This window comes from Enterococcus sp. 7E2_DIV0204, assembly GCF_002140855.1.
GTDB classification, from domain to species: Bacteria; Bacillota; Bacilli; order Lactobacillales; family Enterococcaceae; genus Enterococcus_L; species Enterococcus_L lemimoniae.
Map to the genome: position 1 here is coordinate 3,290,979 of NZ_NGKY01000001.1, position 13,845 is coordinate 3,304,823.

15 protein-coding genes are annotated in these 13,845 nt (G+C 33.0%); 2 read left to right on the plus strand and 13 right to left on the minus strand.

The features are described 5' to 3' along the window. Positions 1 to 53: 53 nt before the first annotated feature. Together A5819_RS15335 and A5819_RS19010 are read right to left on the minus strand one after the other, a co-directional pair. Positions 54 to 1,826, minus strand: a complete 1,773-nt coding sequence (locus A5819_RS15335) for an asparagine synthase-related protein (protein WP_254907288.1) — start codon at positions 1,824 to 1,826, stop codon at positions 54 to 56. 101 nt (positions 1,827 to 1,927) lie between these two features. Next, positions 1,928 to 2,059, minus strand: coding sequence for a putative RiPP precursor (locus A5819_RS19010; RefSeq protein WP_139843308.1), 132 nt, complete (start codon positions 2,057 to 2,059; stop codon positions 1,928 to 1,930). Positions 2,060 to 2,766: 707 nt separating this feature from the next. Here A5819_RS19010 and A5819_RS15340 point away from each other — a divergent pair. Then, positions 2,767 to 3,636, plus strand: a complete 870-nt coding sequence (locus A5819_RS15340) for a helix-turn-helix domain-containing protein (RefSeq protein ID WP_086353064.1) — start codon at positions 2,767 to 2,769, stop codon at positions 3,634 to 3,636. A gap of 576 nt (positions 3,637 to 4,212) precedes the next feature. Here the strand turns inward: A5819_RS15340 and A5819_RS15345 are convergent. From A5819_RS15345 to A5819_RS19915, 5 genes are all read right to left on the minus strand, one after another. After that, entirely contained in the window at positions 4,213 to 4,419 is a 207-nt protein-coding gene (locus tag A5819_RS15345) for a hypothetical protein (RefSeq protein ID WP_086353065.1), read from the minus strand. Beyond that, positions 4,401 to 4,775, minus strand: a complete 375-nt coding sequence (locus A5819_RS20140; RefSeq protein WP_086353066.1) for a DNA N-6-adenine-methyltransferase — start codon at positions 4,773 to 4,775, stop codon at positions 4,401 to 4,403. The genes A5819_RS15345 and A5819_RS20140 overlap by 19 nt, the downstream gene beginning before the upstream one ends. Before the next feature lie 7 nt (positions 4,776 to 4,782). Further along, complete coding sequence (locus A5819_RS15355; RefSeq protein ID WP_176271441.1) at positions 4,783 to 5,907, minus strand: toprim domain-containing protein; 1,125 nt, start codon at positions 5,905 to 5,907, stop codon at positions 4,783 to 4,785. Beyond that, positions 5,904 to 6,554, minus strand: a complete 651-nt coding sequence (locus tag A5819_RS15360; RefSeq protein ID WP_086279609.1) for a hypothetical protein — start codon at positions 6,552 to 6,554, stop codon at positions 5,904 to 5,906. Before A5819_RS15360 ends, A5819_RS15355 begins: the two co-directional genes overlap by 4 nt. Positions 6,555 to 6,905: 351 nt before the next feature. Further along, on the minus strand, positions 6,906 to 7,565 hold the full coding sequence (locus tag A5819_RS19915; RefSeq protein WP_086279610.1) for a hypothetical protein: 660 nt from the start codon (positions 7,563 to 7,565) through the stop codon (positions 6,906 to 6,908). A gap of 604 nt (positions 7,566 to 8,169) precedes the next feature. Between A5819_RS19915 and A5819_RS15370 the strand changes: the two genes are divergently transcribed. After that, entirely contained in the window at positions 8,170 to 8,748 is a 579-nt protein-coding gene (locus tag A5819_RS15370; protein WP_086279611.1) for a hypothetical protein, read from the plus strand. Positions 8,749 to 8,801: 53 nt separating this feature from the next. Here the strand turns inward: A5819_RS15370 and A5819_RS20010 are convergent, their stop codons facing one another. The 6 genes from A5819_RS20010 to A5819_RS15395 form a co-directional block, all read right to left on the minus strand. Beyond that, a complete protein-coding gene (locus A5819_RS20010) occupies positions 8,802 to 9,590 on the minus strand; it encodes an N-acetylmuramoyl-L-alanine amidase (protein ID WP_086279612.1) in 789 nt (262 codons plus the stop codon). Beyond that, positions 9,568 to 9,801: a phage holin gene (locus A5819_RS15380; protein WP_086279613.1), complete on the minus strand. Its 234-nt coding sequence runs from the start codon at positions 9,799 to 9,801 to the stop codon at positions 9,568 to 9,570. Before A5819_RS15380 ends, A5819_RS20010 begins: the two co-directional genes overlap by 23 nt. Next, positions 9,798 to 10,142, minus strand: a complete 345-nt coding sequence (locus A5819_RS15385; protein ID WP_086279614.1) for a hypothetical protein — start codon at positions 10,140 to 10,142, stop codon at positions 9,798 to 9,800. Before A5819_RS15385 ends, A5819_RS15380 begins: the two co-directional genes overlap by 4 nt. A gap of 22 nt (positions 10,143 to 10,164) precedes the next feature. Beyond that, complete coding sequence (locus tag A5819_RS15390; protein ID WP_086279615.1) at positions 10,165 to 11,907, minus strand: hypothetical protein; 1,743 nt, start codon at positions 11,905 to 11,907, stop codon at positions 10,165 to 10,167. A 14-nt stretch (positions 11,908 to 11,921) separates the two neighbouring features. After that, a complete protein-coding gene (locus A5819_RS19330; protein ID WP_176271442.1) occupies positions 11,922 to 12,095 on the minus strand; it encodes a hypothetical protein in 174 nt (57 codons plus the stop codon). Next, positions 12,095 to 13,845: phage tail protein (locus A5819_RS15395; RefSeq protein WP_086353067.1), on the minus strand; the 1,751-nt coding region annotated here is incomplete at its 5' end. The genes A5819_RS15395 and A5819_RS19330, both read right to left, overlap by 1 nt.

The following is a 13,845-nucleotide window of genomic DNA, read 5'->3' on the forward strand; positions in this document are numbered from 1 at the left end:
CCACCCCTCTCTTCTTTTTCATTCATAACATGAGAACTTAAGTAAAATCAGTCTTATTTTGACTGATGTCGCATCACAATACGCAACCAACGTTCAACAGCTGAAAGTCTATCAAAAGATTCTATTCTATCATCCAAAGCAGTCGGCATTGACTGTTCAAAAAGTAGTTTATCTGGATCGACTAAGCCTAAATCTACAAGTTTGAAATCTCTTATTTGATTATAATTATATTTTGTTGCTTTTTTGTAACTCTCATACATTCCTTCTGAATAATCACCTTTGAAGCCACGAGTAAAAATATCGCGTGGTGTAATTCCTTTTGTTGCATAGTATAAAGTTGCTTTGGTCATATCCTGGTCTTGACGATAGCTTATTGGGATAGATAATGCTGAATCTACAATCTTAAAATCTAGAAATGGAGCCTCCCAAGTTATTTTGTCTTTTTCATAAGCTTTATTAAGCTGGTTAACCACTCTTCGTTGAAATATTATTGATTCCAATGTTTGATGACGGGAGCGGTCTAAATCAAGGCTATCAGAAATAGCATCAATTGTTTCTAAAGCAAGCTCATAGGTACTATTCTGACATGTTTCAGTTAACCAGGTAGGTATTCTAATAGGACCGCACCAATTTAGATTGGACCGTTTTTTGCGAGAAGCTTGATTATCGAAGCCTAGATTAACTTCTAGTTTTACTGCATTTTTAAAGGAGGTCTTATTCATTAGTTCTATCATTCCAGTTATAATAGGAGTTCTAGAAAGTAAACAATACCTAAGACCTAATGAGAAACTCCTCATCTTTTTCTCTCTAATTCTCGACCAAGCATATGCTGGCATAGGTGAGAATAATTCATCTCCACCAAGACCCATAAGATGAATTGAAGGATTGAGATTTGATTCTGCAATACTGCTAGCATATCCTTCACTATCTGCCCAAAGTAATGGATAATCAGTAAGTACACCATTGGGATAATCCAAATTTGCCTCAAACCTTTTTCCTGAACTTCCAACTGAGTTTAGAGTAGTGAAGGAATGGTTAATATCATTTGCAATTAACTGCGCCCACTTGGAATCACTATTTACCTTACTATCTGACATAGAGTGGTATAGTTTAAAATTAGCATTTAGTGACTTTAAAAGATAAACGATAGTAGCTGAATCTACACCTCCTGAAAGGTCAGCAGTTAATTGAGAATTTTCAATTATATAGTGATTTATAACATTCAAAAAATGCTCTCTTAGCATTTTATAAGTAGAATTAACATCATTATTTAATACAGGAGATTGCCAAGTTTTCACTTCATCAAGTCTTCCATTTATATAATGTAAGACACAAAACGGATCAACAACATTTACTCCTTCCCACAATGGAACATTTTGAAATGGATAATATGGTAAACTGTTTATTAAATGTAACCCAAGAGCTGATTTAGACAATGGCAAATTAAAAAAGATAGCTATGTTATTAATTGTATCGCTAATAACTAATTCATTATTAATTAACATCCATGCAAGTGATGAATCAAATATTGGTGCCCCCATAATAACATTAGCATCCTTGATTAAAATAAAAATTCCTTTACTAATATTCTTCTGAAAAATTCTAGCAGTATCAATCAGAGCGTCTTCGTTAAAATTTTTGAAAGAGTTAGCTACTTTATCATATTCTGATGGAATAGAATAAACTATCATTCCGTCAACAATGTATTTGGAATATTTATACTTTGAAACAAGTAAAATACTTTTAGATGAATTGCTGACCTTTATTTTAATTTGAAATAATGTTTGATTTTCTAAATGAATAGCGATAACATCACCCCTTTTCAATGTAAATAGTGATCATTGAATCGAAAAAATCCAATGATCACTAAAGTACTAAACGTTTCTATGCGATTTAGAAACTACCTATTTCAATTACACAAAAAAAATTACCATCCAACTGCAATAAACGCTTTACCGCCAAAAACATCTTTCCATCTTCCAAACCACACTCCACGTGTAGACTCTTTGAAAGTAGCTACTTGTTCAATAGATGGTTTACTATAAACATATTTATTCATGACTATCCCTCCCTTCTGACATTTTATTAAGTATATACAAAACATTTTATCTATAAAAAAAATAAAATGTTGAGCAACTCCATAGCTAATAATAAAAATACACCAGCGTAAAGCGTTTTTTAAGTTTCATTACAAATCTTTATTGGGTACTATTTAAAATAATAATAATAACCAAATCCCTGTCTCTTATACACATCTAGATGTGTATAAGAGACAGAATCTTTATTGGGTACTATTTAAAATAATAATAATAACCAAATCCACATTCTAATCACCTACCTTATAATTCAAATGTTAGCTATGTACAAAATATAAACCATATATTGAATGAGCAGAAATAAATGTAGTATAATATGTTTATAAGTAAACAATAACTTACAAAAAACAATGCTAGCGTAGGGGGGAAATACCTGTCTCTTATACACATCTAGATGTGTATAAGAGAAATGTTGAGCAACTCCATAGCTAATAATAAAAATACACCAGCGTAAAGCGTTTTTTAAGTTTCATTACAAATCTTTATTGGGTACTATTTAAAATAATAATAATAACCAAATCCACATTCTAATCACCTACCTTATAATTCAAATGTTAGCTATGTACAAAATATAAACCATATATTGAATGAGCAGAAATAAATGTAGTATAATATGTTTATAAGTAAACAATAACTTACAAAAAACAATGCTAGCGTAGGGGGGAAATCTATGGAGATTGGAGAAACGATAGAATTTTTGAGAAAACAAAAAGGATTGACGATAAAAGATGTTTGCGGAAAAGAATTATCTAGACAAACATTTTATAAATTTGTGAAAGGGGAAACAAGTACTTCAATTACAAATTTTAGTTATATACTTGATAAATTATGTGTCGAATTTGATGAATTTTTATTAATACAAAACGGATATGAAGAGAAAGAATACATAAAAATAATGAAATCCTTAAAAAAATTGTTCGAATCTAAGAATGCTTCCAAAATAAGCAAAATCAAACAATACTGTTTTGACAATAAAGACATGAATCAAAAATTCCTTCATCTATACTACATTAGTGATATACTGTTGGCTAAAATCTTAGATATCCCCTTTGAAAAAAGTGCTACTTTGATGCAAAAATATTTAATTGGCGTAAATAGTTGGACTCATTACGAATTGGTTCTCTTTAACAATATAATGTTCGTTTTCAATTCTGAAATGATTGATGCTATTATTAACAAATCTACCTCTAATCTTGAAAAATACGTTCAATTAAAAGGGTATGGTAACGAAAATATTAGAATGCTCCTAAATGTTTGTTTTCTACTTCTTCAAAGAAAAGAACTAAAAAAGTTAAGAAAATATTTTAACATTATTAAAGAGATAGACTTGAGTGAAGATGCTATTTTTGAAAGATGCTCGATTCTTTTTTTAGAAGCGCTTATAAATTTTATTAATGAAGAAAATAATGCTGAAAAACAAATTATAAATATCCTTAATGTTTTCAACACCTCAAATTCATCTAATATGTATTCAATGTATCACGACTGCTATATTCATGTTAAAGAGAACAAAAATGATTTTCAAATGCTTATTCTTTAATTTAAAATCGCTTTTTAAAAATTGAATGATGATTCAAATTTTTAACGCTAAATATAAAAAGCTGAATCTAGTTTATAATCACCCAGTTTTCTTTTTCGCTAAAATAATTTTAAATTATGAGTTGTGTTGCTTTTATTTGTTGTTCCAAATATTTAACTGGTATTTCTGCAAATTCTTGATCCTATTAATTGTTAAATACTGGATCAACTCATTCGTAAAAACCTCCTCTTTTCCTATTGGTTTGAAAGGTTTTTCATTTTTTTTAGTTTCAATGAATAATTAGTTTTCTCCTACCTACGTTAAAAACTAACACTACCGCAATTAATACATCAAAGAAATTAATAGCAATTTAGGACAAGTTTTTTAACAACTATAGTCTGCTTTTTTCAGATTACAAAAAAGCCTTAGAAAAAATTTCTAAGGCTTCTACTAGTAGGAAGCATCACTTCCTCAACCTAACGTAGCTCCATATTTGTATCAGTATACACATTAATTTTTTAATCTTACATACTCAAATAAATTAGCTATATTATAAAGCTAAGAAGATACAATACATGATTGTTAATAAATTTTTATCTACATATCTAAAGTTTGTTGTTGAGAAACATTATTCTTTTTTGCCGAATCAGTTACCAATTCAATTGCAACACTATTTTCATAATTATTAGGAATACACCTATACATTCCTGTTCTAAAATCTTTTAAATAGTTTGTATTATATTCTGAATTTGTATGTCTCAGAATAGTATTTATCTCGTGTTTCCCTAATATTTTCTTTTCCATAAACAAAATATCCGTATCATGAAATAAATGTTCAACTCCAAAATTGTACAACTTGTTAGCAAAATCAATAGACAAATAACACCAGCCGTTGATTTCAGTGATTCGTAGTAAGCCTTATTGACAAAATCTGTTTGGATGGACGGTGCATGTGGTGGGTTACAAAATAAATTTCCCAAGCCAGACCAATTTTGTCTTAGTGCATCCTCTTTTCTTGTGAAAAAATTTTTGCATTTGGCATTATCCTCATTTGCAGCTAGATCAAAATCAAAATGATAGATACTATCTAGCAATTCAAATAGCTTTGGTGGCGTTTCCCATTCTTGGTAATACTTTAGTTTTTCTTTACTAATAACTATTCCCTCCTTATAAGGTTTGTTCTAGTTGTATTTTTTGTTTTTGATCCACTTGATTGTACTGATGAAAATCTTCTTTATCCATCGCATAAAACCCATAATTTTTTAACAAAAAATCCATTTCTTTTGTGGAGTCGGCCTCAAAAGAAAGCTCTTTTTTTGTATCAGAAGAACTTTTTTTGAAGATATTCAATTTTCCATTATTGTATTGAATTCGTGCATAAGTCTCTTCACCATCAAAATACGTATATTCCGTTGATTGTGCTTTGAGTACATCGTTCCAATCACTTATTATAGGTGCTGTTACTGGCTCATAATAAAGACAATATGCTTCATAGACCCTTTCAATCTTACTTCGTATTTTAATTGCTCCAGATATATTATTTTTCTGATCTAATAAACGATTCATACTAAGCTTTTCTATGAATAATGATTGTTGCATTGCATGACTTAATTTTTTACATTCTTTTTCCAAATTAATTATTTGTGCATTTTTACTATTTGCCTTTGCATCGCCAAAATACTTATCATACTTCTGATTATTCGACAGTATGTTTTTTTCTGATAGATTCGTAATTGCCTTATGAATTGCAGCCATAAATCGCCAATCTGTTATTCGTTTATCTGAGTAGGATTGAGTCACTTCTCTACAAATCTTTTGATAAACATCTATATTTCTTTGAGGAATTTGAGAATCATTGGGAACATTATTAAAAAAAATAATGTCCAAGTGTTCCTCCTTTTCCTTTTGGTAAACAAAACTTTTCCCGATAAATTTCTCTAACATTTTTTGTCCAGCAATATCGTTATCACTGCCAATATAGACACCATTAAAAGGTAATTGCTTTTTTGACAGATACATGTAATTCATAAAATTGTACACAGCTTTTTCTTTCGTTCCTTCTGTACTTGCTAACATGCAATTTCTTAACTCCTTATTTAATGTCCAATAACTTAATAAGTCGATTGTTGATTCAAAAATATATAGCTTAGTAGGTACGCCTAGAGAGACATTAAAACCAAAATTACGCTCAGAATTATAGGCAATTTTTTTGATTGTTCCTCGTTTTTCATTTACTTGATAATCAATAATAGTACCTTGAATAGTTGCTCCAACTGATTGTCCATCTTTCACCCAAACAAAAATACATTGCTTACACTCTGCTCTAGAAAACTAGGTTTATCATCAAAGAAGTTAGCAATAAATCCTTGTGCTATTTGTTCAATTTCTTCTTGTGCTGAAAAGCTTTCATCAACTTTCTGTTCCTCTTTTACTTGTTCTTCTTGTGGTTTCATATTAACAAGTTCTTGCTTTAATTCTTCCTTATTTTCATTATGTTTACCTGAAAAAAATACATACTTGCTGCAATCCCAAACACACAGACGATCTCTATCATCGTAAACATATACAAATGGTTCATTATTATGCTCAAATAAACTGTAAACTACATTAGCATATGAATAGGGCTCTTCATCTACGCCAAAATCTATCTTATTTAGCTCCCTGTAAAGCTTCCGCTTTTCTGTACTATCAATTTTAGTGATTAATCCGTGATCGTCGGCAAAATTAATAATCTCTAACACACTTGGAATATGGTTATAAGTTTTTTCAGCACGTTCATCTACTTCAAGTTTTACAAAATCAGCACTTCTTATTTTCTCAGGTGAATAAATTTTTTCGCTTAAATATAAGCCCTTCTCAAACAGTATTTCTGTCACTTGGTAAATAGTAGTATTAAGCTTTTCTTCTGCTTTTAAACTTTCAATATCTTGCTCAACCATTTTACTTTCAAAAAAGTTATTTTCCTGCTGCTCTAATACTCGTTTAATTTCTGCTTCAAGTTGTTTTAATTGGTTGTGTTGAAAAATCCGTCTAAAAAAATTATCATGTAGCTGATTCCATTCTAGATATAGTTATCCTTCTTTTTCCACTAAAGTGGCATATTCCTTAGTAAATTTCTTTCTTTTTTCATCTAGTTCTTCTAAAGAAACATTCACTGGACACCTTCTTTCTTCTAAAGTTTAGTTCATTGACGTTTTTATCCTTTTGAAACAAAAAAAGAGCCAGATTTTTTTATGGAAAAATCTGGCTCTTAGAATAATGGTCAAAACATATATTCAATTATACTATCACTAGTTATTGTTTTTTAAATTTTTCTTGATCTTCCTCATTTTAATCTCTTGATAATCATATCCTATTTCAGCCATCAACTGCTCCCATGTTTTGTCAGTTTTACGCATAATTGTAAAAACAGAAGGTAACTCATTGTCATCATATAACTCATTAAACTTGGTCATAGACAAATCAGATTCTAAATTCAATCGAATGATTTCTGATTTTAGCTTCGTTAATAATTCAAAGTTTGTTTCTTGTATTACGTGAGATTCCTTGTTCTTAAAAAAGGCTCTAACTCTTTCTCCAAACCTCATTCGTAAAGTATAGAGACTAGGCATATTATTTTTCCCACTAATTTTTTCATATTGATGTTGGGATTTTATCTCTTTTTCAGAGATAAAAGTTGTAACAAGAAGCTTTAATTCCTCATCAGAATATCGATACCATTGTTCCTTATTGTAAGTTGGCTTTCCTAATTTATGAAGAAGTCCCTCCCAAGAACTAAATCGCTCTCGAATGAACCAGAGACTTGGAACTGCTTGAGAATGCTTTTTCTTATACTCTTGGTATTGTCTGCTTGTAAAAATATTTTCCTTATCATGAATACTACTAATAATTGACATCAATTCTAGATCGTTTTTTTCCTTCCAAACAATCCTCTTATCATTAGTTTTCAATATTTCCGCTCCTAACTTTTTATTAAACCAGTAAAATGTATCCATTTTTGCAACGTGAAGAGCGCTTGGTAATATTCAGCATTTTAGCAAGCAAATTCTTCTATTTGCAAAATTCGGTTGAATAATTGGTATTTTCCGAATCCTTTTTGCAGTCAATATTTTGGATGAAAACAGGAGTTTTTTGACTTCCTAAGTAGTCAAAATGAAAAAATTGAGGGCAATCTCAGATTTTTTTCATTTCAGAACATTTAAGACAACAAAAAACCCCTTGATATCAAGGGGTTTCACACGTTAGACAATTCGTTACATCTTAATTTTCTCTTAGCGTCTAATTTCTTTAATACGAGCTGCTTTACCATGTAATGCACGAACCCAACTATGGACTATTCAAATATTAACTAATTGTTATTCAATTATTGCCACAATGGGCTTTTTGTTTAAGACTGGTTATTCAAATAACTTCATTTTTTGTTAACTATTATTCAATTTTTGCCCCTTTTCTGCCCCTTTCGAATTGTTGTAAAACACTAAAAACCAGTTATCTGTTTAATCATAACGTTTTGTTTGATATACTTATTTAGAAAATTATCTTAGGAGGATTAACATGAAAAAAGTAGTTTACGGAGTTTTATTAATTGCAGTATTTGGACTTACAGCATGTGGTAATGATAAAAAGGAAACAACTTCTAGTAGTAAGGTGGAACAATTAGAATCTAGAGTTAAGGAATTGGAAAGCTCTTCTAGTTCAGAAACCAAAGAGAACAAGCAAGATAAAGAAGAAATCTTATCGGATATGACATCGGATACAAACAAAAAAATTGTAGGGGCTTTTCTTGATAAGAATTTAACACTAGAGCCTCAAAATGGAACAAAAACATATGAATACATCCCTGAATCCTATGAAGCTGAAAACAATCCAACCCATTCGATTAGTCAAATGGGCTTCGATACAGGAAATTTAGAAGGAGTTAGTGGTATTGGTATAGAAACATATCAATCAATCGAAGACTTAAAGAATGGGGAAAAATATTTACAAGAAGTATCTTCTGGTCCTCTTTACATGGCGACTAATGATAAAATATTATCCCTGATGTATACTTATCAACCAAAAGACTCTACAGGTAAAGCAAAAATGGATGAAGAATTCGCAAAATACAAAGAAGTATTTGAGAAAATCGAATAACAAAAAAAGCCTACCTCAATTAAGAGATAGGCTTTCATTTTACTGTTCAAAAACTATAACTTAACAACCTCAGTTGCCTTTTCAATCATCAACAAAGCAAAATTGTCATGCTGATAAACATCACGCTTCGTGGTATGACCTGTTCTTGTTAATAGTAAATCCGCATTATCTACATGTAGCCCAGTTGGTAAATACATACGCTTGTTCCCAAATACAAACCAAATCTCGTCTCGTCCATTTTGTAATTTTTTAATATAAGTAAACATGATATCATCATCCTTTTCTTTTTGTGGTTTTTGTTCTTCCGTGTTATTAGTGTTATTTGCTTCATTTCCGAATCCTGTTGCTAAATCTTTTTCAAACTGATCAACAGTGATTCCCCATTTATTTAAGTATGGGTACGGATCAATATGATCACTTTCATTCCCTGGTTGGTTGTGCGTGCAAAACATATGCGTTTTGATGCCTGCTAGAACTTTTGTATCAAGTGTACATGGAATTCCAGCTTCTTTTGCTAACTGCCTTAATAAATCGACATATAAACGATAATCTCGATCAAACTCCGCTCTATTCGCATGACTCTCAATTAACTCGACAGCAGCATAAGTTTCGTAGTTCCAGTCGCCGCCAACATCGTAAGCACCGCGACCTACTTCTGCAATTTGGATAATCTGACCATTACCTACTACATGAGTAAAAAACGCTACTGGTTTATTATTAGTTTGGTTGTCTGCCTCGTTTTGAACAGTAGAATTCGGGTTCCCTGTGCTGTGAGCGTGCACTTGACTATAAGGAGCGTAGCCCACTTGGGGCGTTGCTCTAATCTGACGTTTGATCTCCATTGCTGTCATCTCCTTCTTTGTTGTATTGGTTAGTACTATACAGCATAGTTGCACCTAAAAATGTTGTAATGGCTGTAATAGTGATTACGGCTAAATCGGTACTCTTCCAGCCATAAGCCTTTCCTAATGAGCCAATAAGCACACCTAAAGCTGGTAGCACAACTGATACCGCCCACTTCACTTTTTTGTATGTTTCATCTGACATTTTCATCTTTTTCCCTCCTTCTTGTTTGGTAAATCCAATACTTTTTTATACAATGCTTCTCCTGTTCCGTTACCGCCTAAACCACGATATCCACGCCATATATAATCTAGGTTTTCTAGATCATCCACAGCAATCCAGCCTTGTTCTAAAAAATGAGAACATTGCTGATAAATCTTGTCGTGAAGTAATGCCAAGTTAGCATCTTCTAAAAGTTTGAATCTTTGTTCCGTTTGTTGCTTAGTCGTTTTCAATTGTTTATATATTTTAGTAGCGATCGATAGAATTCCTCCTAATCCAATCGCCACAAGAAAACTATTCACTTCCAATAATTTGTCTAAAACTTCCATTTGCGCTCCACCTTACAACTTATTAATTTGGCCATTCATCATTTGTCACCCACATGCCAGATATATAGCTACTGCCATTCCCTGATTTAGCTTGGATAATATTACTTTGATCAATGACTGCTCGTGCATCTGCTGATTGATTTGCATTTCGTGTTAAAACAAGCGGAATCTGTGCAGGTAAACCAGAGTCACGTCGATAACCAGTTGGCACTTTTATAATCCATCTAGTTTCAACTCCAGATGCCCAATTAGAACACTTGAAGTTAAACGCCACAAAAACTAGATTCCCAATCCGGGTAATTAATCCATTAACTTCTGTGATGTTGTTTAAATCAGCTCTATCAGCATCTGTGATTGCTTTACTTACATAACCTGCCGTAACTGGCAATCCGCTGGCCTGTAATCCACCAGTAAAATCTTTAACACCAGCAATAAATTGATCACCTGTTTGCGTGACTGCTTGCCCTTTAATCGCATCAGAAACGTTTTTAGGGTGCATGTATTTAGTAGAGCTAGTACCCGCTACTGCTTCACCGTCATTTGCAAAGCTATAGTTTCCAACATTTTCTAAGCCTACTTGCTTTTTGGTTACCCCGTGTGGATTATTTTTATCATCGACATGATCATCAATTTTCTTATTAATATCAGCCGATTTAGCAAAGCCTGACTTTTCCAAGATGTCTTGTGCATTTACAGAGAGTTCTATTTGAATGCCACTATAATCAGTTTCTATATTTGAAGATGTTACACCATTTGATGGATCGGTATAGTTTATTAAATGGACAAAACCTTCATTCGTGATAAAGTTTTTATCATTGATTTGCACTGCAAAATCCTTAAACTCTGCCGCAGCCTCTTGAATTTGAGTGCTCCATGAATCACTTGATTGTAAATAAGTGGACACTTTAATATTTTTATTGTTTGGCGATGTACCTTTTAATCGTTCGTTAATTGTAAAAGAAATGAAGTTATTCTTGATAAAAGTTACTGATTGTTCTTTGTCCATACCTTCAAAAATTTGAGGGATCAACGCTTTTACAATTTCGATAATGTTGAATTCGCCTCGTTGCTGAGGAATAACGCCACTTTGAGTTGATCCAGTACTAACACCAGAATCATCACGACTTGCTAATTTATTATAATCAGCTTGTGATACCTCATTCCATGTATCGGTTGGCTTTTTTAATGTCTTGGCGGTAAAATCTGAGAAATATTTATTTGGATTAGTTGCTGTATTGCCAGCAGTCTTTCCTACAAAGTCCATCATAATTTTAATGTTGGAATCCCCAACGAGTAACGAGATTCCTTCTGCTTTAGTCATACGATTGGCGAAATCTATCTGTAAACGATTGGCTAACGTAGCTTGCTTAATGCCTTGTGTATCGGTACGGGCTTGTACAATCTCAGGGTTACTGTCACCAGATTCTGCCACCAATTGATCAAAATCATTTCTCAATGTATCAAACTCTTGTTTATTGTTATTTGCTGTAGAAACGGCTTGATCAGCGGTAGTGATAGCTGTTTTAGAGTTTGACAATGCCTGATTAGCCGTTTCATTAGCTTTATTCCCAGCTTCTGTTGCAATCTCAACTGCTTCTTTTCCAGCTTCATCTGCAATTTTTTTAGCTTCGGCAATCCCTTCTTTTAATTGATCTTGATAATCATTAACTTTCTCTGATGAAGCATTTGACTGATCTAAAATCGCATTGATCTTTACACGCCCCTGGTTGAGCGTGTCTGTTTCTTTAATTTGTTCAACTGCCATAAATTTCCACCCCTTTAGTCTGCATCAATATATTCGATAGTAGATTTTTGTAAAATTTTGTTTCCAATCTTGATGAATGGTGTACTATTATCAATCAACTGTTCAAAATAATCGTCTAGCGTTTTTCCTGTTTTATCAGTAACCACGAATTCTTGTTGATCACTAATTAATTTAATTTTTAACTGCATTAAAACTGCCCTCCTAATTGTGATTGAATAAATACACGACAAATAACCTGCGCTTCAATCCTCGCAAGTCTGTTCGGTTTTATTTCGATTGTGTGGTTTCCTCTGGAAATCTTGCCACCAGTAGTTTTTCGCAAATAATCAACGATATTCAATCGTTGTTGACTTGTATCGTGTTGAGGAAGTGTTTTACCATCCACGATGATATCCACGCTATTTGCGCTGTTTGGCGCCTCGTATATCCCCCATTCAAGTGGGTGAGTATGATCTGGCAAAGTAACCGTATGTGTATGATTCGGAATAGTAACTTTGTGCGTATGGCTCGGTATACTAACATTGTGGCTATGGTTCGGTATTGGTACATTGTGTGTGTGACTCGGTATCGGAACATTATGAGTATGTGCTGGTGTAGTTATAGTATGCGTATGCTCGCCGCTAATCTCTTTTGTGTAAATTTCTCTATTCGTGCCATCTATCTTTAGAAGTGCTCCACTTCCCGCTTCATATTTAGTATCTTGCTGAATTGGTCCAGATGCACTAGAAGGTGCAAACATTAAATGCCTATGACTTCCTCCTGCACTACTTGTTTGTGTGCTCTGTCCATCAACTGAACTAGTTGCTGTACTTCCGCCACCGCCAGAACTTGTCGTAACTCCGCCACCACCAGAAGTGCTTGAAACAACACTACCACCACCAGCGGAACTCGTTTGTGTACTAGCTCCACCTGCTGATGTAGAGGTAACTTTTGCTCCTCCACCTTTTACAGCTTTAGTGTAGCCACGATACTTTTTAGTCTTAAACGTCAACTCAACGGTGTTCACATGAAATACATCATCATCCAAGTAAAACTCTATGATCGCTGGATAAGCCGCTTCGCAGTTATCTTGATAGCTGTAGTTCAAGATATTAGTAGCGCCTTGCGAATATGTTTCATTAATCTGTTGTTTCCGTCCAAGATCCGACATAGTTGTTGTAATATCATCTTTAAGATTACCTAAATCCAACTGTAGATTCTGTGGAGCGCCGAATACATCGTTTTTAGCTTCTTTCTTTATTCTTAGGTTAACGGATCCATAATCATTTGTATTGATCATTGCAACGCCACCTTTGCGGAGTTTATCCACAATGAGTGGGTCATCAGTTAATTTTGTTAAATCAGCGGCTGTTACTGACCAACTGACTTTCGGAATGGACCACTTACTTAGCATATTTATTGCATTGTCTTTTAAAGCTTGTGGAATAGTAAACCTCTGATCTACCCACACATATTCGACTAATCCATATTTTTCTATAGATTTTTTATCCTCAACATATGAAATACCATTATTAACTGATTTGATATTTATTTGATTAATTCCCTCACCAGAACCTAAAGGATAAACACGGTTAACTAAATTATTGGGATCTCGTTCAATCTCGAACCCTTGCATGTTATATCCTTCTTGTATTCGAGCAACCACTTCTGTTTGAGGTCTTACAAGTGACAATTCAAATGGATAAACTTGTGTGTTCCATTCCCATACATAATCTTCGTCAAACGCTTGAGGTATGCTGAAAAGCGCATCAGCCAGCCCGTTTTCATTTTCCCAAGCATAAGAAAAATATCGAGTAAATTCACATTTTTTCAATACCCAGTTTTTCGTTGTCTGTTTATTTAAGACATAATTAATTACATCAATTGTTTTACGGTTAACCAATTCATGGTAACCAAAAAGGACACTATCAAGCAGCGTCCCTAATGCGTGGATTGCCG